This is a genomic window from Pseudoroseomonas ludipueritiae (assembly GCF_014490445.1).
GTDB classification, from domain to species: domain Bacteria; phylum Pseudomonadota; class Alphaproteobacteria; order Acetobacterales; family Acetobacteraceae; genus Pseudoroseomonas; species Pseudoroseomonas ludipueritiae.
On sequence record NZ_JACTUZ010000055.1, the window covers coordinates 1 to 25,259 of the forward strand.

At 70.2% G+C, this 25,259-nt stretch carries 25 protein-coding genes and 1 tRNA gene; 13 read left to right on the plus strand and 13 right to left on the minus strand.

Annotated elements, in window-relative coordinates; genetic code table 11:
* The 3 genes from IBL25_RS13375 to IBL25_RS13385 all read right to left on the minus strand — a co-directional run.
* The coding region (locus IBL25_RS13375; protein ID WP_456315866.1) for a Y-family DNA polymerase at positions 1–518 on the minus strand (518 nt) is incomplete at its 3' end.
* Positions 515–1,231: an ImuA family protein gene (locus tag IBL25_RS13380; protein ID WP_187779047.1), complete on the minus strand. Its 717-nt coding sequence runs from the start codon at positions 1,229–1,231 to the stop codon at positions 515–517. The genes IBL25_RS13380 and IBL25_RS13375, both read right to left, overlap by 4 nt.
* A gap of 126 nt (positions 1,232–1,357) precedes the next feature.
* Entirely contained in the window at positions 1,358–1,642 is a 285-nt protein-coding gene (locus tag IBL25_RS13385; protein WP_187779048.1) for a hypothetical protein, read from the minus strand.
* Between the two features lie 215 nt (positions 1,643–1,857).
* Between IBL25_RS13385 and IBL25_RS13390 the strand changes: the two genes are divergently transcribed.
* From IBL25_RS13390 to IBL25_RS13405, 4 genes are all read left to right on the plus strand, one after another.
* Positions 1,858–2,838, plus strand: coding sequence for a Bug family tripartite tricarboxylate transporter substrate binding protein (locus IBL25_RS13390; RefSeq protein WP_187779049.1), 981 nt, complete (start codon positions 1,858–1,860; stop codon positions 2,836–2,838).
* Between the two features lie 12 nt (positions 2,839–2,850).
* Positions 2,851–4,008: an acyl-CoA dehydrogenase family protein gene (locus tag IBL25_RS13395; RefSeq protein ID WP_187779050.1), complete on the plus strand. Its 1,158-nt coding sequence runs from the start codon at positions 2,851–2,853 to the stop codon at positions 4,006–4,008.
* Between the two features lie 5 nt (positions 4,009–4,013).
* Positions 4,014–5,084, plus strand: coding sequence for an acyl-CoA dehydrogenase family protein (locus IBL25_RS13400; protein ID WP_187779051.1), 1,071 nt, complete (start codon positions 4,014–4,016; stop codon positions 5,082–5,084).
* Between the two features lie 67 nt (positions 5,085–5,151).
* Positions 5,152–5,778, plus strand: coding sequence for a glutathione S-transferase family protein (locus tag IBL25_RS13405; RefSeq protein WP_187779052.1), 627 nt, complete (start codon positions 5,152–5,154; stop codon positions 5,776–5,778).
* A gap of 33 nt (positions 5,779–5,811) precedes the next feature.
* Here IBL25_RS13405 and IBL25_RS13410 read toward each other — a convergent pair.
* Positions 5,812–5,902 (minus strand) — tRNA-Ser (locus tag IBL25_RS13410).
* A gap of 371 nt (positions 5,903–6,273) precedes the next feature.
* On the opposite strand from IBL25_RS13410, the gene speD reads away from it, so the two are divergent.
* Both speD and speE read left to right on the plus strand, forming a co-directional pair.
* Positions 6,274–6,720 carry an adenosylmethionine decarboxylase gene (speD, locus tag IBL25_RS13415; protein ID WP_187779053.1) on the plus strand — a complete coding sequence of 149 codons (447 nt, stop codon included), beginning with the start codon at positions 6,274–6,276 and terminating at the stop codon, positions 6,718–6,720.
* A gap of 85 nt (positions 6,721–6,805) precedes the next feature.
* Entirely contained in the window at positions 6,806–7,678 is an 873-nt protein-coding gene (gene speE, locus IBL25_RS13420) for a polyamine aminopropyltransferase (RefSeq protein WP_187779054.1), read from the plus strand.
* 32 nt (positions 7,679–7,710) lie between these two features.
* On the opposite strand, the gene IBL25_RS13425 is transcribed toward speE, so the two are convergent.
* On the minus strand, positions 7,711–7,953 hold the full coding sequence (locus IBL25_RS13425; RefSeq protein ID WP_187779055.1) for a hypothetical protein: 243 nt from the start codon (positions 7,951–7,953) through the stop codon (positions 7,711–7,713).
* A 125-nt stretch (positions 7,954–8,078) separates the two neighbouring features.
* On the opposite strand from IBL25_RS13425, the gene IBL25_RS13430 reads away from it, so the two are divergent.
* From IBL25_RS13430 to recA, 3 genes are all read left to right on the plus strand, one after another.
* A complete protein-coding gene (locus IBL25_RS13430) occupies positions 8,079–8,306 on the plus strand; it encodes a hypothetical protein (RefSeq protein ID WP_187779056.1) in 228 nt (75 codons plus the stop codon).
* Between the two features lie 39 nt (positions 8,307–8,345).
* A complete protein-coding gene (locus IBL25_RS13435) occupies positions 8,346–9,866 on the plus strand; it encodes an ATP-binding protein (RefSeq protein WP_187779069.1) in 1,521 nt (506 codons plus the stop codon).
* Positions 9,867–10,072: 206 nt separating this feature from the next.
* Complete coding sequence (gene recA / locus IBL25_RS13440) at positions 10,073–11,110, plus strand: recombinase RecA (protein ID WP_187779057.1); 1,038 nt, start codon at positions 10,073–10,075, stop codon at positions 11,108–11,110.
* A gap of 57 nt (positions 11,111–11,167) precedes the next feature.
* Here the strand turns inward: recA and IBL25_RS13445 are convergent, their stop codons facing one another.
* Together IBL25_RS13445 and IBL25_RS13450 are read right to left on the minus strand one after the other, a co-directional pair.
* A complete protein-coding gene (locus IBL25_RS13445; RefSeq protein ID WP_187779058.1) occupies positions 11,168–13,741 on the minus strand; it encodes an AsmA family protein in 2,574 nt (857 codons plus the stop codon).
* A gap of 4 nt (positions 13,742–13,745) precedes the next feature.
* A complete protein-coding gene (locus IBL25_RS13450) occupies positions 13,746–14,726 on the minus strand; it encodes an RluA family pseudouridine synthase (protein WP_187779059.1) in 981 nt (326 codons plus the stop codon).
* Positions 14,727–14,834: 108 nt separating this feature from the next.
* Here IBL25_RS13450 and IBL25_RS13455 point away from each other — a divergent pair, with 108 nt between their 5' ends.
* A complete protein-coding gene (locus IBL25_RS13455; protein WP_187779060.1) occupies positions 14,835–15,035 on the plus strand; it encodes an AbrB/MazE/SpoVT family DNA-binding domain-containing protein in 201 nt (66 codons plus the stop codon).
* Positions 15,036–15,060: 25 nt separating this feature from the next.
* Here the strand turns inward: IBL25_RS13455 and IBL25_RS13460 are convergent, their stop codons facing one another.
* Positions 15,061–15,474: a PadR family transcriptional regulator gene (locus IBL25_RS13460; protein ID WP_238940408.1), complete on the minus strand. Its 414-nt coding sequence runs from the start codon at positions 15,472–15,474 to the stop codon at positions 15,061–15,063.
* A 27-nt stretch (positions 15,475–15,501) separates the two neighbouring features.
* Between IBL25_RS13460 and IBL25_RS26915 the strand changes: the two genes are divergently transcribed.
* Positions 15,502–15,717 (plus strand): hypothetical protein, encoded by a 216-nt coding sequence (locus IBL25_RS26915; RefSeq protein WP_238940409.1) that lies wholly within the window; start codon positions 15,502–15,504, stop codon positions 15,715–15,717.
* A gap of 53 nt (positions 15,718–15,770) precedes the next feature.
* On the opposite strand, the gene IBL25_RS13465 is transcribed toward IBL25_RS26915, so the two are convergent.
* The 3 genes from IBL25_RS13465 to IBL25_RS13475 all read right to left on the minus strand — a co-directional run bounded on the left by IBL25_RS13465 (position 15,771) and on the right by IBL25_RS13475 (position 17,840).
* Positions 15,771–16,160: a CrcB family protein gene (locus tag IBL25_RS13465; RefSeq protein WP_187779062.1), complete on the minus strand. Its 390-nt coding sequence runs from the start codon at positions 16,158–16,160 to the stop codon at positions 15,771–15,773.
* 75 nt (positions 16,161–16,235) lie between these two features.
* Entirely contained in the window at positions 16,236–16,448 is a 213-nt protein-coding gene (locus tag IBL25_RS13470) for a hypothetical protein (protein WP_187779063.1), read from the minus strand.
* An 84-nt stretch (positions 16,449–16,532) separates the two neighbouring features.
* Positions 16,533–17,840: a replication-associated recombination protein A gene (locus IBL25_RS13475; protein ID WP_187779064.1), complete on the minus strand. Its 1,308-nt coding sequence runs from the start codon at positions 17,838–17,840 to the stop codon at positions 16,533–16,535.
* A gap of 101 nt (positions 17,841–17,941) precedes the next feature.
* On the opposite strand from IBL25_RS13475, the gene alaS reads away from it, so the two are divergent.
* Together alaS and IBL25_RS13485 are read left to right on the plus strand one after the other, a co-directional pair.
* The gene (gene alaS / locus IBL25_RS13480; RefSeq protein ID WP_187779065.1) at positions 17,942–20,590 is read left to right on the plus strand and encodes an alanine--tRNA ligase; all 2,649 of its coding nucleotides are present in this window, start codon (positions 17,942–17,944) and stop codon (positions 20,588–20,590) included.
* Positions 20,591–20,613: 23 nt separating this feature from the next.
* Positions 20,614–21,657, plus strand: coding sequence for a DmpA family aminopeptidase (locus IBL25_RS13485; protein ID WP_194433707.1), 1,044 nt, complete (start codon positions 20,614–20,616; stop codon positions 21,655–21,657).
* A 22-nt stretch (positions 21,658–21,679) separates the two neighbouring features.
* On the opposite strand, the gene IBL25_RS13490 is transcribed toward IBL25_RS13485, so the two are convergent.
* Both IBL25_RS13490 and IBL25_RS27315 read right to left on the minus strand, forming a co-directional pair.
* The gene (locus IBL25_RS13490; RefSeq protein WP_187779067.1) at positions 21,680–22,705 is read right to left on the minus strand and encodes an NAD-dependent epimerase/dehydratase family protein; all 1,026 of its coding nucleotides are present in this window, start codon (positions 22,703–22,705) and stop codon (positions 21,680–21,682) included.
* Complete coding sequence (locus IBL25_RS27315; protein WP_187779068.1) at positions 22,702–24,948, minus strand: glycosyltransferase family 4 protein; 2,247 nt, start codon at positions 24,946–24,948, stop codon at positions 22,702–22,704. The genes IBL25_RS13490 and IBL25_RS27315 overlap by 4 nt, the downstream gene beginning before the upstream one ends.
* Between the last annotated feature and the right edge of the window lie 311 nt (positions 24,949–25,259).

Here is a 25,259-nt window from a genome sequence, read left to right on the forward strand (position 1 = left end):
AGCAGCGTGCCGCCGGCCATGGCCGCCTGCGCCGCATGGCCCAGCCGCGCCAGCCCGCGCAGCACGCGGTCGCGCAGCGCCACCTCGCCGCCGAAGAGCGGCTCGACGCCCGTGATGTCCAGCAGCAGCCCATCCGGCGGGTCCAGCGCCACCAGGGGCGTGAAGCGCAACGCCCAAAGGCCCAGCGCCTCCAGCCGTGCCGCCTCGGCCGCGTTGTTCTCAGGCCGGGGCTGCACGGCGGGGGCGATGGCCTGGGCATCGGCCAGGCTTTGCCCGACGGCCACGCCCAGCGCGGCGGCGCGCGGCTCCACCGCCACCACCCGGCGGGCAGGGCCCTCGGCACGCCATACCAGGGTCGGTGTCTCGGCCGGGCCGGTGGCTTCGACCGGCAGCAGCGGCAGGTGCAGCGCCAGGAAACGGCGGCCCGCCTCGTTGCCGGATGGCGGCAGCGTCGGCGGCGGCAAGGCCTCCGGTGCTGGCGCGGTCAGGCGCGGCGGGCGGCAGGCGCGGCGTCTCATCCCGCCCGGCTCCGGCGCATGGGCGCAGGGGTGAGGGCCTCATCCTCCAGCACCGCATCATCCTCGCGCCAGCACAGGCTCCAATGGCCGCCGGCACCGCCACGGCTGCGCAGCAACTCCACCTGCCAGCGCGGGTACTCCGGCTCCAGGGCGGGCAGGGGGGCGATGCGCCAGCGGGTCAGTGCCACCGCCGGGCCGGGGGCGGCGCTATCCGCCCGCAGCAGGATGCCCAGCGTCCCGCCGCTCTCCGCCGCCAGCATCAGCCGCCGCCCGGCCGTCAGGCTGATGCCGGGCGAGAAGAGCAGCGCGGCGGAAATGGCACGGCAGCGCAGCGCCTCCTCCATGGCCCAGAGCGCATCGGCCTGCCGGGTGGCGCGCACCAGCAGCAGCCGGTCCGGTCCCAGCCCGAAGCGCACCAGCCCGGGCGGCCAGGCCTCGGGCTCCGGCGCGATCCAGAGCACGGTGCCGCCGCTGCGCGCCAGGGCCAGGGCGATGAAGCCCAGGGCGGGGCCGCCCAGCTCCCCCACCGCCAGCACCTCATGCAGTGCGGCACGGGCCAGCCCCCCGGCAGGCAGCGCCTGGTCCAGTGAAGGGCAGAGCGGCACCGCGGCCTCTTGCCCGGGGCGGCTGCCGGCATGCTCCAGCCCCGCCACCTGGCTGCGCAGGTCGGCCAGCAGCGCCGATCGGTCGAGAGGTGAGAATCGTGCGGGCATGTTCATTATTTGTTCTCACATTTTCCCGGCCGAGCACAAGCCTGTTCAGCAGGCGGCATAGCGAAGGCATGAAAAAACCCGTGGAGCCCTTCCACCGGAGGGCGCCACGGGCGATTGGCGGAGGCTTCAGCCCCTGCGGGAGACCGCCATCAAGGCGCCACCCAGCGCCGCCACCGCCAGGGACACGAAGGGCCGCTGCCGGATGGCCCCGGCCACCGCGCTGCCGGCGCGGCTGAAGTTGTTCAGCCCTTGATGCACATAGCCACGGGCATCCTCCGCCCCATGATGGGCATGCTCATTCGCCTGTTCCGCCAGCCGGTGGGCGGTTTCGTCGAAGCGGCTGTAGCCATCCTGCAAGCTGCTCTGGGTATCTGCCGGGGCCTGTTCGGCCGGCTCAGGCTTGTCACTCATGACCGCTCTCCCTGGAAGCTTTCGCATCCCCGTAAACCGGCAGAAGGGGATACGGTTGCGGTTGCGGTAGGGCCCTTGCCAGCTACGGCACAGCATTTGTGCCATTCGCGGCATTGTCCACCTCCGCCCGATACGATAGCCGGATTAACCAAGAACGCCGGTCCATGATGCCGGCGCAATGCCGCCGCATGGCGCGCCCGATGGGAGTGAACGTGATGAATCGCCGGCAAGTCCTGACCGGGCTGGGCTCCGCTGCTCTCGGCCTCATAGCATCGGGCGGCAGCGCCCGGGCGCAGAACTGGCCCAGCCGACCGGTGCGGATGATCGTGCCCTTCGCGCCCGGCGGCGGCGCCGATGCCACCGGCCGCATCGTGGCCGAGGCGCTGGGCGCCGTGCTGGGCCAGAATGTGGTGGTCGAGAACCGCGGCGGCGGCGGCGGCACTCCGGGCGCCGCGGCGGTCGCCCAGGCGCCGGCCGATGGCTACACGCTGCTCTACGGCACCCCTGGGCCGCTGATCACCAATCCCATCCTGATGAAGGACATGCCCTACAACGCCGAGCGGGACTTCGCGCCGGTCAGCCTGCTGACGCGCGGCTCCTACCTGCTGGCGGTGAACGCGGACCTGCCCGTGCGCTCGGTGGCCGACCTGATCAGGCTGGGCAAGGAGAAGCCGGGCTCGCTCACCTTCTCCTCCTCCGGCATTGGGGCCGGCAGCCATCTGGCGGGCGAGCTGCTGGCGGTGGAGACCGGCATGCAGATGGTGCACGTGCCCTATCGCGGCAGCGGGCCTTCCATCCAGGACGTGGCGGCGGGGCGCGTCAACTTCACCATCGACACCTACCCGATCATGATCCCGCTGATCGATGCCGGGAAGCTGCGGCCCATCGCCGTCTCCGCCGCGACGCGGATGAAGGAACTGCCAGATGTGCCCACCATCGCTGAGACGGTGCCGGGCTTCGATGTCACCGTCATCAACTACCTCTGCGTCCGTGCCGGCACGCCGCGCCCGGTGATCGACCGGCTGAACGCCGCGCTGAAGACCGTGCTGGCGGACCCCGAGGTGATCCGCCGCGCCGCCCAGGCCGGCGCCGGCGATGCCACCTGGAGCACCCCGGAAGAGCTGGGGGGCATCCTGAAGAGCGAATCCGACAAGTGGCGCAGCGTGATCCAGCGCGCCAAGATCAGCATCGAATAAGGTATTCCCTGGATGGATGACGAGGCCTTCCGCGCGGAACTGCGCGACTTCTGCCTGACGCAGTGCCCGCCGGAGATCCGTGCGCTGGTGGCGCGCAACGGCAAGTTCGGCCGCCGCGAATGGAGCACCTGGCAGCGCATCCTCTTTGAGCGCGGCTGGGGCGCGCCCAACTGGCCGGTGGAATACGGTGGCACCGGCTGGACCCTGCGCCAACGCCACATCTTCGATGAAGTGCTGGCCGAATGCGACTGCCCGCCGCAATACCACCACGGGCTGCGCCACCTCGCCCCCGTGCTGATCGCCTATGGGTCGGAGGAGCAGAAGCGGCAGCACCTGCCGGGCATCCTGGATGGCAGCGTCTGGTGGTGCCAGGGCTATTCGGAACCCGATGCGGGCTCCGACCTCGCCTCCCTCAAGACGCGCGCGGTGCGGGACGGCGACGACTACGTGGTGGATGGGACCAAGATCTGGACCAGCCACGCGCAGGAAGCGGACATGATGTACACGCTGGTCCGCACCTCGCAGGAGCCGAAGCGGCAGCAGGGCATCTCGCTGCTGCTGATTCCGCTGAAGACGCCGGGCATTTCCGTCACGCCCATCCGCACCATGGACAACTGGCACCACGTCAACCAGGTCTTCCTCGATGGCGTGCGCGTGCCCGTCTCCGCCCGCGTGGGCGAGGAAGGGCAGGGCTGGAGCTACGGCAAATACCTGCTGCAGCATGAGCGCCTGGGCGTGGCCAATACCGCGCCGATCATCGGCCTGCTGAACCGCGCCCGCCGGCTGGTGGAGGAGATGCCGGCTGGCAACCCACGCCGCGCCGCCCTGCGGCAGCGCCTGCTGCGGCTGGAGGCCGAGGCGCTGGCGCTGCGCGACATGGGCCGCCGCGCGCTGGACGACATCATGAACGACCGTCCGCTGGGCAATGTCTCCTCCGTCATGAAGTTGGCGGGTTCCAACCTGATGCAGGCGCTGGAGGAACTGGGGCTGGATGCTACCGGCCGCCGTCTGGCCTTCCGCTTCCGCGACATCGACGATGCCAATGGCAAGAGCACCGAGCCCGGCATCGAGTGGCTGCAGAATTTCCTCTACGGCCGCGCCCGCACCATCTATGGCGGCAGCAGCGAGGTTCAGAAGAACCTGCTGGCCCGCACCCTGTTCGGGAGCTGACCGACATGGCCTTCACCGCCACCCCGCTGCTGCCGGGCGACCTTTTCGATTCCGCCGCGAAATTCGCCGCCGCCGCCGATGCCCGCACCGCCGAACTGGCCAAGGTGCGGGAGCGCGACGAGCATGCCGCGAAGCTCTGGGAACAGGCCACCGAACTCGGCTGGCCCGCCATCATGGTGCCGGAGGAACAAGGCGGCATCGGCGGCGGCATCCCGGATATCGCCGCGCTGGTGGAAGGCGGCGCCCGCGCCGCGCTGCCCCTGCCGCTGGTCCCCGCCTGCGCCATCGTGCCCATCCTGCTGCAGGCGGCGGGTGAGGCGGGGCAGGCGGCCCTCGCCAGCCTCGCGGAAGGGGCCGCGCGCATCATTCCCGTGCTGCCGGAGGATGCACCCGGCCTGCACGCCACGCGGCAGGGCGAGGCATGGCAACTGGATGGCGCGGCCGAGGGCATCGCCCGCCTGCCGGGGCTGACGCATCTGCTGGTGGCCTGCGCGGCGGAAGGCGGCCCCGCGCTGCTGCTGGTGGAGGCGTCCGGCCTGTGCCTGCGCCCGCATGAGCGCCTGGACGGCCAACCCAGCCTGGATGCCAGCTTCGATGGAACCGCCGCCAGGCTGCTGGCGCAGGGCGAGGCGGTGGAAGCCGCCCTGGTCCGCGCGCAGGATGCCGGCGCCTTCCTGTGCTGCATGGAGGCCGTGGCCGCCATGGGCGCGGCGCTGGAGCAGACGGTGGCCTACCTGAACACCCGCGTGCAGTTCGGTCAGCCCCTGGCCAGCTTCCAGGCGCTGCGCCACCGCACCGTGGAGCTTTACGTCACCTACGAGACCAGCCGCGCCCTGATGCGCCACCTGCTGGAGCAGGCCGAGGCCGGCACGCCCTGGACAGCCCGCGAATTGTCCCTGGCCAAGCTGCATATCGGCCCCGCCGCCCGCGCCTTCGCCAAGGAGGTAATCCAGCTGCATGGTGGCATGGGGCTGACGGAGGAACTGGCCGCCGTGCGCCTCGCCAAGCGGCTGCTGCTGGTGGAATTCGAATACGGCGACAGCATCACCCGCGCCGAGGCGCTGCTGGCCGCCTGATATCGGCGTTGGACAATACGGCCGTGGGCCCCATGCTGGCAACAACACCAGCAAGGGACCCCGGCCAATGCTCGTCGTCCACCACCTGAGTGATTCCCGCTCCCACCGCATCCTCTGGCTGCTGGAGGAGCTGGGACTGCCCTACGAGATCCGCCGCTACCAGCGCGACCCCAGGACCCGCTTCGCGCCGCCGGAGCTGCAGGCGGCCAGCCCGCTCGGCAAGGCGCCGATGCTGGAGGACAACGGGCGGCGCATCATCGAATCCGGCGCCATCATCGACTACGTCATCCGCCGCCACGGTGGCGGGCGTCTGCAGCCGGACCCGGCCTCCGCCGCTTACGACACCTATGTGCAATGGCTGCACTATGCCGAGGGCTCGGCCATGCTGCCGCTGATGCTGCTGATCTATACCGGCCGGCTGGGCGAGGCGGCGGCGCCGCTGATGCCGCGCATCGAGGGCGAGATCGCCAACCACCTTGGCTATATCGACCGTGCGCTGCACGGCCGCACCTATCTGCTGGGCGAGGAACTCACCGGCGCCGATATCCAGCTCAGCTTCGTGGCGGAAGTGGCAGGCAGCATGGGCAAGCGCGCCGATTACCCCGCATTGGATGCCTGGATTCGCGCGCTGCACCAGCGCCCGGCCTATCGCCACGCAGTGGAGAAGGGCGGGCCCTACGGCCTCGCGCGCTAACCGGATTCTCGGGGGAGGAGAGGCGGGAGCCTCTGGCGGATGGGGTGGGATTCGAACCCACGATACCCTTTTGAGGTATACACACTTTCCAGGCGTGCGCCTTCGACCACTCGGCCACCCATCCAGCGCGGGGCGGGGTATAGCAGCCCAAGCGGCGGCGGCAAGCGGCCCGGCGCCAGAAAATGCGCTTCCCATCCCCTTTGCCACGCTTTTTTTCGGCCCCCTGCCACGCGAGGCCCCTCTCGCGCCCGTTACCAGCCTTCCCGACCGGCATTTTTTACCGATTCGGTATCGCTTGGCGGGAGCCATTGCGGAACCCCCCGGGGGGCGGCGCGGCGAGATGCGCGCAGAACGCAGGGGGGACACGTGATTCTTTCGGCCTCGAGGTCCCGATTTTTCTTGAGAATTGGGGGGTATTGCCCCATATGCCCCCCCCGTTGACCCGATCGATGTCCGATCAACCCGGTCATCTGCTGGTGGAAAGGAGCCCGCAACATGGACTCTCTCGTCTCTCCGCTGGGGATGGTCTCGGAGTTCCCGAGCGAAGCCCAGACTTTCGATGCCGCTGAGGCGAAGGATCACTTCGTCGAACGCGACGGTGTCCGCTTCGCGGGTACGCACCTGATCGTGGACCTGTGGGGCGCCACGAACCTGGACGACCCCGCCCATATCGATTCCGTGCTGCGTGAAGCCGCGATCGAGACTGGCGCGACCATCCTGCATGGCCACTTCCACCACTTCCATCCGGGTGGCGTGAGCGGCGTGCTGGTGCTGGCCGAGAGCCATGTCTCCATCCACACCTGGCCGGAGCGTTCCTATGCCGCGCTGGACATCTTTGTCTGCGGCATCTGCAACCCCTACAAGGCCGTGCCGATCCTGAAGAAGGGCTTCCTGCCCGAGCGCGTGCAGCTTGCCGAGCACAAGCGCGGCCTGATCGGCTGACACCAGACTTTTACGTGACGTGATGGGGGGCGGGGTCCATGACCCCGCCCTTCTTCTTTTTGTGCATCTCCAGAGGATTCACACGATGCCGACCGATTCCTGGGTGAATGAAACCCTCTACCCCGAGTGGGGCCAGCGCTTCATGGTCAAGTGCGAGCTGGCCCGCGTGCAGAGCGACTTCCAGGACATCATGGTCTTCGAGAGCTACACGCATGGCCGCGTGCTGATGCTCGATGGCGTCGTGCAGATCACCGAAGGTGACGAGTTCGTCTACCAGGAGATGCTCGCCCATGTGCCGCTGCTGGCGCATGGCGATGCCAAGCGCGTGCTGATCATCGGCGCGGGCGACGGCGGCGTGCTGAAGCGCGTGCTGCAGCACCGGAATGTCGAGAAGGCCGTGATGGTCGAGATCGACGGCGAGGTGATCCGCCTGGCCAAGGAATTCATGCCCTCCATCGCCGGCGACGCCTGGAACGACCCGCGCGCCGAGGTGCTGGTGGCAGATGGCATCGACTATGTCCGCAAGGCCGCCGATGGCAGCTTCGACGTTGTCATCGTGGACAGCACGGACCCGATTGGCGTGGGCGAGGTGCTCTTCACCGACGAGTTCTATGCCAATGTCGCGCGCCTGCTGTCGGAGAAGGGCGTGATCGTGAACCAGTGCGGCGTGCCGGCCATGCAGGCCGACGAGCTGCACGATACCTCTCTCCGCCGCGCCAAGTCCTTCAGCGACATTTTTGCCTATGTCGCCGCGGTGCCGACCTATGTGGGCGGCTTCATGACGCTGGGCTGGTCCGCCAAGGATGCCTCCCTGCGTCAGGTGGATACCGCCACCATCCGCGCCCGCGCTGAGGCCGCCGGCGTCCTGGGCCAGACCCAGTATTGGACGCCGGAGATCCACACCGGCGCCTTCAACCTGCCGCCCTATATCGCCAAGCACCTGCCGGCGAAGGGCTGAAGCCCGCGAGGGGCGGCGCATGCGCCGCCCCTTCAGCGCAGCAGCGCGGCGGAGAGACCCTCCAGCCGCGCCAGCAGCCCCGCCATGGCGGGGCGCAGCGCCCGACCGTCCCCTGCGGGCAGCATCAGCACGGCGCCGCAGAGGCGCGTCATTTCCTCCTCCAGCCCATGCAGATCGAGGGAACGGCCGGATTCGGCCAGGGCGGTCGCCACGGCGAGCGTCGAATCCATCTGCTCGATGCTGGCCAGGATGGCCTGTTGCGGTGGGGGTGTCATGGCCAGGGCAGCATAGGCGCCGCTCCCTTACCGAATCGCTACCGCGGCGCATCCCGCCAGCCTTGACGCTTCCTTCACCCGAATCGGGGCAAGCTCCGTCTTCCTCGAAGGGCAGGAGGGTGCGCATGAAGATGAACCACGCGCTGCGGGTGGCGGCCAGCCAGGCCGCGCAGCCGGACGACATCCTTTCCGTGGCCGGGCGGCTGGCAGGCCGGGGCCCGCTGACCGCATTATGCGCCGCACCCGCAAGCCTGCCGATGCCTCGCCCCGCCCCCCCTGCCGGCCCAGATAACCTCGGCACTTTGCACGCCTGCCAGGGCCTCCTGGCCCGCACCATCGCGCTGCTGGAATAATCGCTGCGACATCACGCAACCGTGAGCTATGCTGGCGGTATGGCCTGGTGGCAATTCAATCGCTGGTGGTCCCGGCGCGCGGCGGACCCTGCCATCCTGGCGGTGCTGTCGGGCATGCCGGAAGCTGCCGCACTGCTGGACTCCAACGGCACCGTCAGGGCGGCGAACGCGCCGCTGCGGGCCGCGCTGGGCCCCACGCAGCCGGTGCGCCCCGGCTGGCCGGTTGAACGGATCTTTGCCCCCGCCCTGCGTGCCGAGATCAGCGCCTGGCTGGCGCAACCAGACGCCGCGCCACGCGAATGGCGCCTCGCCGCGCCGCAGGGCATGCCGGAACCGCCGGTGGCCGCCCGGCGCATCAGCCTTCCCAGCGGCGATTCACTGCTGCTGCTGCAGGACCTGACGCCCGGCCAAGCCGCCGCTGAGGCGGATCGTCTGCAAACCCTCGGCGCCTTGGCAGGCGGCATCGCGCATGACTTCAACAATCTTCTGACCGTGGTGCTGGGCGCCAGCGAGGACGCCTTGCGGCTGGCCGGTCCCGCCGATCCCGCCCTGGCCGCTGAGCTGACGCAGATCCGCCAGGCTGCCGGGCGTGGCGCGCTGCTGGTGAAGCAATTGCTGGCCTATGCCCGGCAGCAGGTGCTGGCCCCACGACGGGTGCCGTTGAACGAGGCGGTGGAGGGCATTGCCTCGCTGCTGCGTGGCAGCGGCCAGCGCCAGGGCGTGGCGCTGGAGGTCGTGCTGGACGAGCCCGGGCGGATGGTGCTCATCGACCCGTCCCAGCTCGACCGGGTGGTGATGAACCTGGCCATGAATGCCCGCCAGGCCATGCCGCAGGGCGGGCGGCTGCGGCTTTCCACCGGGCGGCTGGTGCTGCTTTCGGCGCTGCCGGGCGTGCCGGATACGGTGCCGCCGGGCCGCTGGACGGTGCTGGAGGTGACGGATACCGGCGGCGGCATTCCGCCCGAGTTGCTGCCGCGTATCTTCGAGCCCTTCTTCACCACCCGGCCGGACCGGGGCGGCACCGGGCTGGGATTGGCGACGGTGCATGGCATTGTGCGGCAATCCGGCGGCTTCATGGTGGTGGAAAGCCAGCCGGGGCAGGGCACCTGCTTCCGCATCCTGCTGCCGCGGGTAGAGGAGGCCGCCGCCGAATCCCTTCCTGTCGCGCCCGTGGCGCCGCAGCCCCTGCGCCACCCGCCCGGCCCGATTCTGCTGGTGGACGACGAGGCGCCCCTGCGCCGGCTGGCCGAACGCGCCCTACGCCGCGCCGGGCATGAGGTGGTGGTGGCGGAGGATGCCGAAACCGCCCTGGCCCTGCTGGAAGAAGGGCTGGTGCCGGGCCATCTGGTGTCCGATGTCGCGATGCCGGGCATGGATGGCGTGGCCCTGGCGCGGGCGATGCGGGCGCGCCTGCCGGGACTGCCGGTGCTTCTGGTCAGCGGTTATGCCCATGCAGCGGTGGATGGCGGGCTGGAGGAGAACGGCATCCGCTTCCTGGCCAAACCCTATGGTCCGGCCGAGTTGGTGGCTGCCTTGGGGGAGCCGGTTCCTGCTGAATGAAGGCTGAAAACCCTTGCGAAAACGGCTAAAAGTGAACATATAGGGAACACGCGCGGGGGCGCGGTCAGCGCTTGGGAATCAACGCGAACCACGCCAAACTTGCTCGCAAATCCGTGAACCCAGGGGCGGCGCTTGTGGCGCATGGCCAGCTCGGTTCATACCACGCATCACCACCTACGGCCTCTGCCAGAAGGGCTTTTCACACCATGGATAAGAACAAGGCGCTCGACGCCGCGCTCAGCCAGATCGAACGGGCCTTCGGCAAGGGCTCCATCATGCGCATGGGCGCGAAGCAGGGCACGGAGGAGGTGGAGGTCATCTCGACCGGTTCGCTCGGCCTCGACCTGGCGCTGGGTATCGGCGGCCTGCCGAAGGGCCGCATCGTCGAGATCTACGGCCCGGAATCCTCGGGCAAGACCACGCTGGCGCTGCATGCCATCGCCGAGGCGCAGAAGCGCGGCGGCACCTGCGCCTTCATCGACGCCGAGCATGCGCTGGACCCCGGCTATGCCCGCAAGCTGGGCGTGGACGTGGACAACCTGCTGATCTCGCAGCCCGATGCCGGTGAGCAGGCGCTGGAAATCGCCGACACGCTGGTGCGCTCCGGCGCCGTGGACGTGCTGGTGGTCGATTCCGTGGCCGCCCTGGTGCCGCGCGCCGAGCTGGAAGGCGAGATGGGCGACAGCCATGTCGGCCTGCATGCCCGCCTGATGTCCCAGGCGCTGCGCAAGCTGACCGGCACCGTCTCCCGCTCCAACTGCCTGCTGATCTTCCTGAACCAGATCCGCCTGAAGATCGGCGTGATGTTCGGCAACCCGGAGACCACGACGGGCGGCAACGCGCTGAAGTTCTACGCCTCCGTGCGCATGGAGATCCGCCGCATCGGTCAGATCAAGGACCGCGAGAACGTGGTGGGCAACCAGACCCGCGTGAAGGTGGTGAAGAACAAGATGGCGCCGCCGTTCCGCCAGCTTGAGTTCGACATCATGTACGGCGAGGGCATCTCCAAGGTCGGCGAGCTGGTGGACCTTGGCGTGAAGGCCGGCGTCGTTGAGAAGTCGGGCGCCTGGTTCTCCTGCGACAACCAGCGCATCGGCCAGGGTCGTGAGAACGCCAAGCAGTTCCTGCGCGACAACCCGGCCATGGCCGAGAGCATCGAGCAGCGGGTGCGCGCCCAGGCCGGCCTGGTGGCCGAGGCGATGATGACCGGCGAGCCGGAAAGCGAGGATGCCGCGGCGGAGTAACCGCCCGGCCGGAACAGAAAAGGGGGGCAGCGATGCCCCCCTTTTTTCATGCCCGCCTTACCGGCCCAGCAGCCCCCGCAGCACATCCACCGCATTGGGGCGGCGCTGCTCGCTGCGGGTTTCGGGCGGCGGCACCGGGCCAGGGCGGCCGCCGCGCGCCACGGCCAGTTGCTGGGCGCAATCCGGCAGGCCCGGCCGCCCGGCCAGGACTTCCGCCAATTGCCCTAGCGCTGCGACGCCGGAATTCTTTTGCCGCGCCGCCAGTTCCCCGGCGATGCCGGCCGCCGCCTGCGCGGCCCCGCCCTGTTCCAGGCGGGAAACGGGGCGCAGGAAGCTGCCGCTGATCTTGACCGGGGCGCTGAGCCCCAGGCTGCCGAGGCGCACCTGCGGCAGCAGCCGCAGGTTTAGCCGCTCCTGCCCCAGGTCGATCTCGCCGCTGCCGGCCACATCGGCCAGCCCGCTTTCCAGCAGCATGGCTTCCGGCCGCGCCACGCCTTCCCGCAGGCCCAGCCGCAGCGCGAAGCAGCGCAGCGGCGTGCTGGCGCCCTCGCTGCCGCCGTTGGAACCCAGCATGCGGCGCAGATCGCCCAGGAAACGGTCCAGCAGGGCATTGCCGACCTGCCCATTGGCCATGGCCAGCGCGAATTGCCCGTTCAGTGAGCCCGTCAGCGCCCGCGTATCGGCGCCCTGGCCGGCAAGGTCGGCCTCCAGTTCCACCTGTCCGCTGCTCTGGTCGGGCAGGCGATAAGCCTGCAACAGCGGCTGCAACTCGATGCCCTGGCCCTCATGCCGGGCCGAAAGCGCGAAGCGCGGCGGCGTGGCGGTGGCATCGGCATGCAGGCTCAGCGCCACCCGCCCACCGGGAATGCCCAGCGAAACCGGCGCCATCGCCATCTGCCCATCCGCCAGCGTCATGGTGGCGCGCTGGTCGCGGTAGAGCACGCGCCCGGCCTTCAGGTCGCCGACCGCCAGCCGCAATTCGGCATCCAGGGTGCGCATCCAATCCACCGGCAAAGGCAGGGCGGGGATCAGCCGATCCGTTGCCGCAGTCGGGGGCGAGGGCAGTGGCGGCGCGGCCGGGGGCGCGGGCACCGGCGGCACGGCGGGCACGGTGGCGGAAGGCTGCGCCGGCTGGGGCTGCACCTGCACCTGCGCCCGGGACAGCGCATCCAGGTTCAGGCGCGGCACGGTGAGCCCGGCCACCAGCTTCGGGCGCAGGCCGCTGGCATCCAGGCTGCCATCGCCCTGCAGCACCAGGTCGCGGGACTGTAGCTGCAGCCCCTGCACCTCCAGCCGCTTTCCGTCGCGGCTGATGCGCCCATCCAAACGCAGGTCGTGCAGCAACGGCGTGGCGAGGCCAAAGGAGCGCAGCAGCGGCGCCGTATCGGCCGCCTGCACCGAAACCGTGGCCGTCAGTTGCCGCCCTTCCGCGCCGGAAAGGGTGCCGACGGCGCTGGCGGAGACGCCTTCGCCCCGCAGCGCCAGGCTGGCCGGCCAGGGCGCGCTGCCGCGCAGCACTGCCACAGGCGGCAGCGTCGCCGCCGCTTGCCAGGACACGCCGCGCATCTCAACCTGGCCCTCCAGCTCGGTTGGTCCTTCGTCCGAGGCCGCCAGCGTGGTGCTGCCCAGATGCAGTTCCGGCACCTGCGCCGAAAGGTCCGCCGAAGCCAGCTTGGCCTGCAGGCGCAGCAGCCGTGGTGCCCCGCCGGGGCCGCCATCGGCCAGTTCGGCGTGGATATCCAGGCCGCTCATCGGCGGCAGCGGCTGGCGCAGGAAGGGTGCCAGCCGGTCGGCACGATCGGCGGTGGCGTTCAGCGAGGCCTGCCAGCCGGCAGCGGCCTCCGGCCGGCTGGCGCTGCCATCCAGCACCACCTGCACGCCCGGCGCGGCCAGGGTCAGGCGCAGCGGCCAGTTCTCGGGGCTGGCCGTCGTGCCCAGCAGGCGTGGCAGCGGCCCGGCCTGCCCCTGCACCGCCAGCGGCACCTCGCGCAGCGCAAGCTGGCCCTCGAAGGTGATCGGCGCCTCCGGGCTTTCGGCGCGCAGCAGCAGGTCGCGGATGTCCAGGACCTCGGCCCGCGCCGCCCCCGCATCCCGCCAGGACAGCCGGCCGCCCTGGATGCCGATGGCCGCCACCGAAAGCTGCAAGGGCGCCGCGGGCGCCGCGGGCGTGCCGGTGCTGGGGGCGGGCGTCGGCGCCTCGGCCGGCGGTGGCGGGGCGAAGACCCAGTTGCCCCGGCCCTGCGCGTCCCGTTCCAGCAGCAGGTCGGGTTCGATCAGCGTCACCTGCTCAAAGGCGAGGCGGCGGGACAGGAGCGGGATCAGCGCCAGCCGCGCCTCCACGCGGCGCGCCGTCAGCATCTCCGGCCGGCTGCCGCCGGGGGCATTGGAGAGCGTCACGCCCTCCAGCGTCACCGTCGGCACCAGGGAGAGCTTCAGCCCGATGGGGCCGGAGAGCGTCAGGTCCCGCCCGGTGGCCTGATGCACGGCGGCGATCAGCCGGGGGCGCAGCACATCGCCCCGCAGCAGCACCCGCAGCGTGGCGTAGCCGGCCAGCGGCACCGCCACCACCACGGCCAGGGCGATCAGGGCGCGGCGGCCTCGCCGGCGCCGGGGGGGAAGCGGCACCGCCATGGCGTCAGGCCGTGCGCTTTGGCGCGGCGTTGCGCGGGCGGGAGAAGCCCAGGGTCTCGAAACTCTCCAGCATATGCGGGGGCAGGGGCGCCGTGACCTCCAGCCGCCCGCCATCGGGATGCGGGATGGAGAGGCGGCGGGCATGCAGGTGCAGGCTGTGGGACATGCCCTCCAGATGCGCCGCCTGGCCGCCATACTTGCCATCGCCCAGGATGGGGCAGCCGAGCGCGCTGGCGCAGTGGACGCGCAACTGATGGGTGCGCCCGGTCAGCGGCTTCAGCTCCAGCCAGGTGGCGTGGCGGCGGGCCACGTCCATGGTGGAGAATTCCGTGACGGCGAAGGCGCCGTCCTTGCCCTCGGCCGGCACCACGCGCTCGCCCTGCGGGCCGCCGCCCTGCTTGGCCAGCGGCATGTCGATGCGCCCGCCCTCATACTGCGGCTGGCCGACCACGATGGCCCAGTAGGTCTTCTCGGCATCCCGCCCACGGAAGGCCTTGGCCAGGAAGGAGGCCACGCGCTGGTCCCGCGCGATCAGGATGACGCCGGAGGTATCGCGGTCCAGCCGGTGCACCAGGCGCGGCCTTTCCTCATGCCCGAAGCGCAGGGCATCCAGCATGCCGTCCAGGTGCTTCTTGATGTTGGGGCCGCCCTGCACCGGCAGGCCGTGCGGCTTGTCCAGCGCGATGATGGAATCATCGCTGTAGAGGATCATCCGTTCCAGCGCCTTGGCGTCTTCCGGCGTCACTTCGCGGATGCGGGGGCCGGTATCGGGCGCGGGGCCTTCCGGGATCGGCGGAATGCGGATTTCCTGGCCGCGCTCCAGGCGCGTATTGGCTTCGGCACGCTTGCCGTCCACGCGGATCTGCCCGGTGCGCAGCAGCTTCTGCAAGGCGCCCTGGGTGAGCTGCGGGAAATAGCGGCGGAACCAGCGGTCCAGCCGGGAATCGGCGTCCGCCGCATGAACGGTGCGGTGCTGGATGGTCATGGGCGCGGCATTAGCCCCAGCCGCGCGGCGCGTCGAGCCAAATCTCCTTGACGCAAGGAATAAATTCCTTACTATCTTACTTCCTTACCGGAGGCGGCGGCGATGCGCATGGCCAAGCTCACCAGCAAGAACCAGCTCACCCTACCGAAGGCGGTGGTGGAGGCGCTGGGATCGCCGCGGCACTTCCGGATTCAGGTGCATGATGGAGTTCTGCTGCTTTGGCCGGGCCGGCTGGTCTGCGCGGCGGACGCACCGGGCCCGGTTGATGAGGAGCAGGGTAGCCAGGCGGGGCAGGGTAGTAAAGGATAATTTTCCTTCACCTGGAGCCTCGCCGTCAGCTCCGCTCCACCGCCAGCGCGGCGGCATCCAGGGCGGCCGCGATGCTCTCGGCCGCTGCCGCGTCGATCCCGCCGCCACGCAGCCGCAGGCGCAACGCCAGCTTGAGGTTCTCCATGGCCCGCGTCACCGGCGCCGGCACGGCCTCGCGCCCAGCGGGGCCGCCCTGGCCGATGCGGGCGAAGAGACTGTCGATGGCCGGGCGGTTGGCAGCGACGAAGCCCTCGCCCTCGGGTGTCAGGCGGTAGCGCTTGCGGCCGGTCTGCTCGGCCTCGATCACCGCGTAGCCCATGTCCTCCAGCCAGGAGAGCATCGGATAGATGACGCCGGGGCTGGGGCTGTAGCTGCCGCCCATGCGCTCCTCGATCGCCTTGATCAACTCGTAACCATGGCGCGGCTGGTCAGCGATCATGGCCAGCACCAGCAGGCGCAGCTCCCCATGGTCGAAGAGCCGCCCGCCTCGGCCACCGTGGTGCCGGCCGCGCCGGCCTTCCTCAGGGTGATGGTGGCGGCGGCCTTCCCATCCGCCATGGCAGCTGTCCTCATGATGATGGCGGCGGTGGACCTCCAGGCCGGCGTGATGGGGAGCATGGCGGCCCATGCCGCCTCGATGATGATGTTTCATGCCTCCGACATAGATCGCGATATATCTTAATTCAAGATATATCGCGATCTGTCTGGTTTTCTGCTCGTCATGCCGGAGGTGGCCTAGGCGATGGCGCGCCCCAGGGCGAAGCAGAGCGCGAAGGCGCCCAGCCCGCCCAGCAGCGTCAAGGCGAGGTAGAGCCCAGCTTGGCCGGGGGAGCGCAGGGCCAGTGTACCAAGGTCCAGTGAGAAGGCCGAGAAGGTGGTGAAGCCGCCCAGGAAGCCGGTGATGGCCAGCAGCTTCGCCTCGTTGCTCAGCGGCAGGCCGCCCAGCATCAGCCCGCCCAGCAGGCCGATGACGCCGCTGCCCAGCACATTCACCGCCAGGGTGCCCCAGGGCAGCGCGGCGCCGAACCAGCGGGCGCACCAGATGCCGGTGGCGTAGCGCAACACGGAGCCGGCGGCGCCGCCCGCCGCCACCAGGGCCAGGAGTTGGGGAGCAAAGGGGTTCATGCCCCACAGTCTGGCGGCGGCGGCGGAGCGGTGGAAGAGACAGCCGGGCCTCTGGCCGTATGCGGCCCCGCCGCCTTAGTGGCTCGGCGCCTGCAGCTGCGCAGTCTGTTGCTGCTGCTGGTCCCGCTTCTCGGCCTCATGGCGGCGATGCACGCCAATGGCGCAGCCGGCCGCGGCACCTGCGGCGGCATGGCCGCGGCCGACGAAATGCCCGGCCACGGCGCCCACCGCGCCGCCTTTCACGCAGCCGCCTTCCTTGGCGCTGGCGGGCAGGATGGCCGAGCGCATGAGGGGACTTCCCAAGATGTTTTCTCTGTTCTTTTCAACGCGCCGCCTGCCCGGCGGGTGCGTGAAAGCTGCGTCATGCGGCGTTCAGGTGCCGCCGTTGCGCTTCGCCTTCAGGCCGGACCAGTAGTCCAGCCGCCGCCGCACGTCGCGCTCGAAGCCGCGCTCGTTGGGCTCGTAGAATTCGGCGCCGGCGAGGTCGTCGGGCAGGAACTGCTGGCCGGCATAGGCGTCCGGGTAGTCGTGGTCGTATTGGTAGCCGGCCTTGCGGCCCATCTCCTTCATCAGCTTGGTCGGCGCGTTCAGGATGCGCATGGGCGGCGCCACATGGGCGCTGCGCTGGGCGGCGGCCATGGCGGCGTTCCAGCCCATGTAGCTGGCATTGGATTTCGGCGCGGTGGCGACATAGTTGATGGCCTGGGCCAGAAACAGCCGCCCTTCTGGCCAGCCGATGCGGTCGAAGGCGCCCCAGGCCGTCATCACCTGCACCATGGCCTGGGGGTCCGCCATGCCGACATCCTCCGAGGCGGCGCAGGCGAGGCGGCGGAAGACCGCTTCCGGCGATTCCCCGGCGTTGATCATGCGTGCGGCGTAGTAGAGCGCGGCATGGGGGTCGGAGCCCCGCAGCGACTTGTGGAAGGCGCTGAGCAGGTCGTAATGCCCGTCGCCGGCCTTGTCGTGTGAGGGCATGCGGCGCTGGAGAAGCTGGCCCATGTCCTCGATGCCGAGGCCCTCGCCCTGGGCGAGCGCAAAAATCTGCTCGGCCATGTTGAGCATGTAGCGGCCGTCGCCGCCGGCCATTTCTACGAGTGCCTCCCGCGCTTCGGGTGCCAAAGGCAGGGGGCGGCCCATCAGGGTTTCGGCGCGGGTCAGCAACACGCGCAGGGCCTCGGCATCCAGGGCATTCAGGATGAAGACGCGGACGCGGGATAGGATGGCGCCGTTGAGCTCGAAGGAGGGGTTCTCCGTCGTGGCGCCGACCAGGACGATGGTGCCGTCTTCGATATAGGGCAGGAAGGCATCCTGCTGGGCGCGGTTGAAGCGGTGGATCTCGTCCACGAACAACAGGGTGCCGCGGCCGGTGATGCGGCGGCCCTTCGCGGCCTCGAAGACCTTGCGGAGGTCCGCCACGCCGCCCTGGATGGCGGAGACGGCCTCGAAATGCAGGTCGCTGGCGCCGGCCAGCAGGCGGGCGATGGTGGTCTTGCCGGTGCCCGGCGGGCCCCAGAGCACCATGGAGGAAATGGCTCGCGCCGCCACCATCCGAGCCAGCGGGCCGGAGGGGCCCAGCAGGTGGTCCTGGCCCGTGACCTCGGCGAGGGAGGTGGGGCGCAGGCGGTCTGCGAGGGGGCGGGGGGCCTGGTCGTCGAAAAGGCCGGGGGAGGGCTGCGGCATGGTGCTTCCTATATAGGCGCATAGGGCCGGGCCTTCCCACCACCGGCCCGGCGCGCTAGGTGAAGCGGCAAATTTCCTTAATGCGGGCGAAGCAGCGGACGATGACCAGCAGCAACGATATCCGGGCTACCTTCCTCGATTATTTCGCCCGCAATGGCCACACGGTGGTGGAATCCTCGCCGCTGGTGCCGCGCAACGACCCGACGCTGATGTTCACCAACAGCGGCATGGTGCAGTTCAAGAACGTCTTCACGGGCCAGGAGAAGCGGCCCTACAGCCGCGCGACCACGGCCCAGAAGAGCGTGCGCGCCGGCGGCAAGCACAATGACCTGGACAATGTCGGCTATACCGCCCGGCACCATACCTTCTTCGAGATGCTGGGGAATTTCTCCTTCGGCGATTACTTCAAGGAACAGGCGATCGAGCACGCCTGGACCTTGCTGACCAAGGATTTCTCCCTGCCGAAGGAGAAGCTGCTGGTCACGGTCTATTCCGAGGACGAGGACGCCGCCGCGCTGTGGCGCAAGATCGCCGGCCTGCCGGACGAGAAGATCATCCGCATCGCGACCTCCGACAATTTCTGGCGGATGGGCGATACCGGCCCCTGCGGCCCCTGCTCTGAAATCTTCTACGACCACGGCGACAAGATCCCCGGTGGCCCCCCGGGCAGCCCGGACGAGGATGGCGACCGGTTCATCGAGATCTGGAACCTGGTGTTCATGCAGTATCTGGAGGAGCCGGCGGGGACCCGTAACCCGCTGCCGCGCCCCTCGATCGATACCGGCATGGGGCTGGAGCGCTTTGCCGCCATCCTGCAGGGCAAGCACGACAACTACGACATCGACACCTTCCGCGCGCTGATCCTGGCCAGCGCGGAAGCCACCGGGCAAGACCCGGACGGGCCGTTCAAGGTGAGCCACCGCGTGGTGGCGGACCACCTGCGGAGCGGCGCCTTCCTGATCGCCGATGGCGTGATGCCCTCCAACGAAGGCCGTGGCTATGTGCTGCGCCGCATCCTGCGCCGCGCCATGCGCCACGCGCACATGATGGGCGCGAAGGAGCCGTTGCTGTACCGCCTGCTGCCGGCGCTGATCCGCCAGATGGGCGCGGCTTACCCTGAGCTGGTGCGCGCCGAGGGGCTGATCTCCGAGACGCTGAAGCTAGAGGAGAACCGCTTCCGCTCTCTGCTGGAGCGCGGCCTCGGCATGCTGGCGGAGGAGACGGCGAAGCTGGGCGAGAAGGGCACGCTGCCGGGCGATGTGGCCTTCAAGCTCTATGACACCTACGGCTTCCCGCTGGACCTGACGCAGGACGCGCTGCGCGCCGAGGGCCGCGCCGTGGATGTGGAAGGCTTCGAGGCCGCCATGGCCGAGCAGCGCAAGCGCGCCCGCGCCGCCTGGGCCGGTTCCGGCGAGGCTGCCACCGAGACGGTGTGGTTCGACCTCAAGGAGAAGCTCGGCCAAGCCAGCGAGTTCCTGGGCTACACGACCGAGAGCGCCGAGGGCGAGATTGTCGCCATCGTCGCCGGCGGGCAGCCGGTGGAGAAGGCGCAGGCCGGCACGGAAGTCGGCGTGGTGCTGAACCAGACGCCCTTCTATGCCGAGAGCGGCGGCCAGGTGGGCGATACCGGCACCATCACCGGCCCCAACGGGCTGCGGATCGCCATCAAGGATACGCAGAAGAAGCTGGGCCTGTTTGTGCACCTCGGCACGGTGGAAGCAGGCGAGGCGGCTGTGGGCCAGGCGGTGCAGGCGGAAGTGGCGCATGAGCGCCGTGGCGCCATCCGCGCCCACCATTCCGCCACCCACCTGCTGCATGAGGCGCTGCGCCGCCGCCTGGGCAACCATGTGGCGCAGAAGGGTTCGCTGAACGCGCCGGACCGCCTGCGCTTCGACGTGTCCCAGCCGACGCCGATGACGGGCGAGGACCTCGCCTGGGTCGAGGCCGAGGTGAACAACCGCATCCGCGAGAATGCCGAGGTCACCACCCGGCTGATGACGCCGGAAGCGGCGGTCGAGGCCGGCGCCACGGCGCTGTTCGGCGAGAAGTATGGCGATGAGGTGCGCGTGGTGGGCATGGGCTTCGATGCCGATGCCACGGCCAAGCACGGCGTTTATTCGCTGGAGCTGTGCGGCGGCACGCATGTACAGCGCACGGGCGATATCGGGTTGTTCAAGATCGTCTCCGAGGGCGCGGTCTCGGCCGGCGTGCGGCGCGTGGAGGCCGTGACCGGCGCCGCCGCCCTGGCGCTGATCGAGGATGAGCAGAAGGTGCTGCGCGAGGCCGCCGGGCTGCTGAAGGCCCGCCCGGCCGAGCTGCCGGGCCGCATCGCCACCCTGCTGGAAGAGCGCCGCAAGCTGGAGCGCGAGATGTCCGAGCTGCGCCGCCAGATGGCGACGGGCGGCAGCGCGGCGGCGGCGGAAGAGGTGGGCGGCGTTCGCCTGGCGGCGCGCAACCTGGGCGAGATTCCGCCCAAGGACCTGCGCGGCGTGGCGGAGGCGCTGCTGAAGCAGGATGCCGCCGATGTGGTGGCGCTGGTCTCCACCGCCGATGGCAAGGCCTCCATCGTGGTGGGCGTCGGTGCCGGCGCGGCGGGCAAGGCGGATGCCGTGACGCTGGTGCGCGCGGCTGCGGCGGCGGTGGGCGGCCAGGGCGGCGGCGGCAAGCCGCATATGGCCCAGGCCGGCGGCCCCGACGCGACCAAGGCTGAAGACGCGCTGGCGGCCATTCGCACCGCCTTGGCGGCGTGAGGCCGCGCGCGCGGGAACTCGGCTTGCGTCCGGGGCAATTCGCCCCGGGCAAGCTGAACGCCATCACCGACGTGGCGGGCGTGCTGGTCGGGCAGGTGACGAAGCTGGAGGGTGAGGGCACCCGCAGCGGCGTCACCGCCATCCTGCCGCATGGCGGCAACCTTTATGCCGAGCGCGTGCCGGCGGGGCTGGCCGTCATCAACGGCTACGGCAAACTGGCCGGCGCCACCCAGTTGCAGGAACTGGGGGAGCTGGAGACGCCCATCGTGCTCACCAATACCCTCGCCGTCGGGCGGGTGGTGGAGGCGCTGGTGGACTGGACGCTGGAGCGCAACCCGCAGGCGCTTTCCGTCAATGCCGTAGTGGGCGAGACCAACGATGGCCGGCTGAACGACATCCGCGCCCGTGGCATCGTGGCCGAGGATGTGCTGGCGGCGCTGAATTCCGCCCGCGACGGCGTGGTGGAGGAAGGCAGCGTGGGCGCCGGCACCGGCACGGTGGCCTTCGGCTGGAAGGGCGGCATCGGCACATCCTCCCGCAAGTTGCCGGCGGCGCTGGGCGGCTTCACGGTGGGCGCGCTGGTGCAGAGCAACTACGGCGGCGCGCTAGTGATGGATGGCGTGCCGATGGGCCGCGCGCTGGGCAAGTTCTACCTGAAGGAACATGCCGACAAGGGCGATGCCGATGGCTCGGTGATGGTGGTGATCGCCACCGATGCGCCGCTGTCGGACCGCAACCTGGGCCGCCTCGCGCTGCGCTCCATGGCGGGGCTGGCCCGCACGGGCGCGGCCTTCTCGGACGGCTCCGGCGATTACGCCATCGCCTTCTCCACCCACCCGCAGGTGCGCCGCCCGGCGCCAGAGGGCATGGTGGCGGATTGGCCGAACGAGAAGATGTCGCCGCTGTTCGTGGCCGCCGCCGAGGCGGTGGAGGAAGCGGTGCTGAACTCGCTGCTGCGCGCGACCACGGTTGAAAGTCGCGACCCGGCCACCGGCAAGAAGCGCAAGGTCGAGGCCATTGATATCGAGGCCGTGCGCGCGGTGCTCTCGGCGCACCGGCCCGAATAAACGGGCCGGCGCGCCAGCGCCGTCAGCGGATCTGGTGGTATTCCTTGTACCACTCGACGAAGCGGCGCAGCCCTTCCTCCAGCGGCGTGCGCGGCGCGAAGCCGATGGCGGCGCGCAGCGCGGAGACATCCGCCCAGGTGCGCTCCACATCGCCCGGCTGCATCGGCACGTCCTGGCGGTTGGCCTTGCGGCCGGTCAGCTTCTCCAGGATGGCCAGGAAGTCGTCCACCTTCACCGGCGTGTCGTTGCCGATGTTGAAGATGCGGTGCGGCGTGGCGGGGGCGACGCGGCCGGGCTCGTCCGGCTCGGCCGGCGGGCGCGGCGCCAGGCGGGCGATGGCCTCCACGATCTCATCCACATAGGTGAAATCGCGCCAGACATTGCCGTGGTTGAAGACCTTGATGGGCGCGCCGGAATACAGCGCCTTGGTGAAGCCCCAATAGGCCATGTCCGGCCGGCCCATCGGGCCATAGACCGTGAAGAAGCGCAGCGCCGTGGCGGGGATGCGGTAGAGGTGGGAATAGGTCTGCGCCATCAGCTCGTTGGAGCGCTTGGTGGCGGCATAGAGGGAGACCGGCTGCTCCACCGCGTCCCGCTCGCTGAAGGGCACCTTGGTATTGGCGCCATAGACCGAGGAGGAGGAGGCGTAGATCAGGTGCCGCACCGGCGTCTCACGCGCCGCTTCCAGCACTTCCAGGAAGCCGGTGAGATTGGCGGCGGCGTATACGCGCGGATTATCGATGGAGTAACGCACGCCGGCCTGGGCCGCGAGATGCACCACGTAATCCGGCTTCGCCTCCCGCCACAGCGCGGCCAGGGCGCCGGCTTCGGAAAGTTCCACGCGGTGGAAGGCGAATTGCGGATGCGGCCGCAGCGTGGCCAGCCGTGCTTCCTTTAGCGCCGGGTCATAATAGTCGTTGAGGTTGTCGCAGCCGGTGACGCGGGCGCCTTCCGCCAGCAGGCGCTGCGACAGCGCGGCGCCGACGAAACCAGCAGCGCCGGTGACCAGCACATGCGCGCCGGCGAGGTTGTGGGGCAGGTCACTCATTCGGCATTCACGCTGGCGAAACTCCGGCTTTCCAGAAAGGCGAGGCGGGACAGGTGGTCATCCAGGCGGCAGAGCATGAAGCCGCGCAACCCGAGGCCGAGGCGCCGGGCCTCGCCATGCTGCAGGGCGGGCAGGCCCTCGCCGCTGTCGATCTCCACTTCCAGCACGCGGGCGGCGGTGGCGGGCAGGTCGAAGAGGCAGGTGGCGGCTTCCTCGGCCGCCAGTGGCACGGAGAAGAGCAGCGGCGCCGCGTCCGGCAGGCGGATGCGCAGCAGCACCTCCATGGCCATCCTGGGTGCCTGCATCTCCAGCGCCAGGCGCAGCGGCGCGGGGCCGCCCTCCTGCTCCGGCAGCGGCAGGCGCAGGGTGGCGAGGCCGGCGGCGCAATGCACGCCCCAGTCGTCCAGCGGGTACCAGCCGGGGCCTTCCCGCACCATGTCCGCCAGTACGGGCTCCAGCGACAGCTCGATGCTGTCCTGCCGGCGCAGGCTGTAATAGCGGCCGGGTTCCAGCGTGAAGCGCTCCACCGCCGGCTGGGCGGGGCGGGCGGCCAGGGCGGCGATGGCATCCATCGCCTCATCCTTCACCGCGTCCCAGGAGCGGGGGCGGCCCTTCGCGCGCACCACGGCTTCCTGCGCGGCGCGGAAGGCGGGGTCCAGCATCACCTGCTCCAGCCTCTCGGTCAGTTCCGGCAGGCTTTGCGGCGTGAAGTAGAGCGCGGCATCGCCGCCGGCTTCCGTCAGGGCCGAATGGGCGGGGGTGATGACGATCTTGCCATGTGCCAGCGCCTCGGTGATCGGCAGGCCCCAGCCTTCATAGTGGCTGTTGTAGACGGTGAAGGCGCAGCGGCCGTAGAGCGCGTCCAGTTCCTGGTCCGAGACATGCGGCATCAGCACCACGTGCCGCTGCAGCTCAGGCGAGTTCTGCAGCAGGCTCATCGCCGCATCGGCGTGCCAGCCGGGCTTGCCGACGCAGACCAGCCGCGGCACCGCCTGCGGCCCGTGCTTGCGCAGCAGGTTCAGCCAGGCGGTGAAGACCATCAGGTGGTTCTTGCGGCTTTCCAGCGTGGCGACGAAAAGGGCGAATTCCTCCGCCTCCCCCAGCACGCGCAGGGCGGCCAGCCGGCCATCGCCGCCCGGCGGCACCAGGGCGCGCGGGTCGGCATCCAGCCGCACCACATAGGCGGGCGGCGTCAGGCCGGGGCGGAGCTGCTCCGTCAGCCGCCGCACGTCCCGCCGCGTGTTCTCGGAATTGCAGAGGATGCCATGCACGTGCAGGCCCAGCGGCGCGAACCAGCGCACATAGTTCTGCACCAGCGTCATCAGGCAATGCTCGGGCACGATCAGCGGCACGCAGTCATGCACGAAGGGGATGTAGCGCAGCCCGCTGTCCCGCTGCGCCATCCGCAGGGCCCGGAAATAGTCCGGCATGCTCCAGGAATTGCCGAGATTGACCAGCAGCGCATCGCGCGGAAAACGCAACGGCGAGGCGCGGTTGACGCGGCGGCGCATGGCGTCGCGCAGCGCCACCCATTCCGGGTCGGTGGGGTCGGAGCCGGAGGCGGCGAGGGTGCAGAGCCGCAGGAAGCCGCGCCGGTCCACCGGGCGCCAACAGCGTTCCCGCAGGTCGAAGATCGCCAGCGAGACGCCCATGCCGGGCGGCGAGGACAGCAGCGCCCGGGTGACGATGCCGATCTGCACGCGCTGGATGCCTGTGGGGGTGCGGTCGGCATTGAAGTAGAGCAACACATCGGTGATGTCGAAGACCACCCGCACGGTGGCCTCTTCATCATCCGCCGCCATGCCGGCGGCCAGGGCATCGGCATCGTCGCCGCCCAGGGCGGCGCGGTCGGCGGCCTCGATCTCGGGGCCGGTCATCCATTCGGCGGTGGCCTCGGCCTCCCGCCGCGCATCCTCGTTGCCGGGTTGCAGGGACAGGGCGCGGGCATAGGCGCGGGCGGCATCGCGCCAGCGGCCCAATACCTTCAGCGCGTGGCCGATCTGCACCTGGAGGTCGGCATCCCCCGGCGCCAGCACCTCGGCCTCCCGGTAGCGGGCCAGGGCCTCGGCCACCCGCCCGGCTTCCTTTAGGCAATGGCCTTCCTGCACGATGATGGTCCAGTCTTCCGGCCGCAGGGCGACGAACTGCCGGTAGGCCGCGGCGGCGGCCAGGTAGTCGCGGGCCGCCCGGTGGCTATCGGCCAGCCGCAGGAGCTGGTCCGGGTCGGAGGGGGGAAGGGCCATGCTTGTGTCTGGTTCCATGGGCCGGAGGGGCTGGTCGGTCTGGTAAAGCACGGGCGGGGCCGGTGCAACGGTGCGGCAGGGCGGCCCGGGCGGGCCTCAGGCCCCGCCAGGACAGGCGCCGGTATAGGTGGCTTTCAACGCAGCGGCAGCGGCGCGGCATCCCGCAGCACGGCCTGGGCGCCGGGGGTCCAGCCGCCCTCGTCATGCAGCACCAGGCCGGGATGCAGCCAATCCGGCTGCCGGCTGTGCCTGCGGCCCTGCACCAGCACGCGCCGCGCCGGCTGCCCGGCACGCGGCCATAGCGGCAGCAG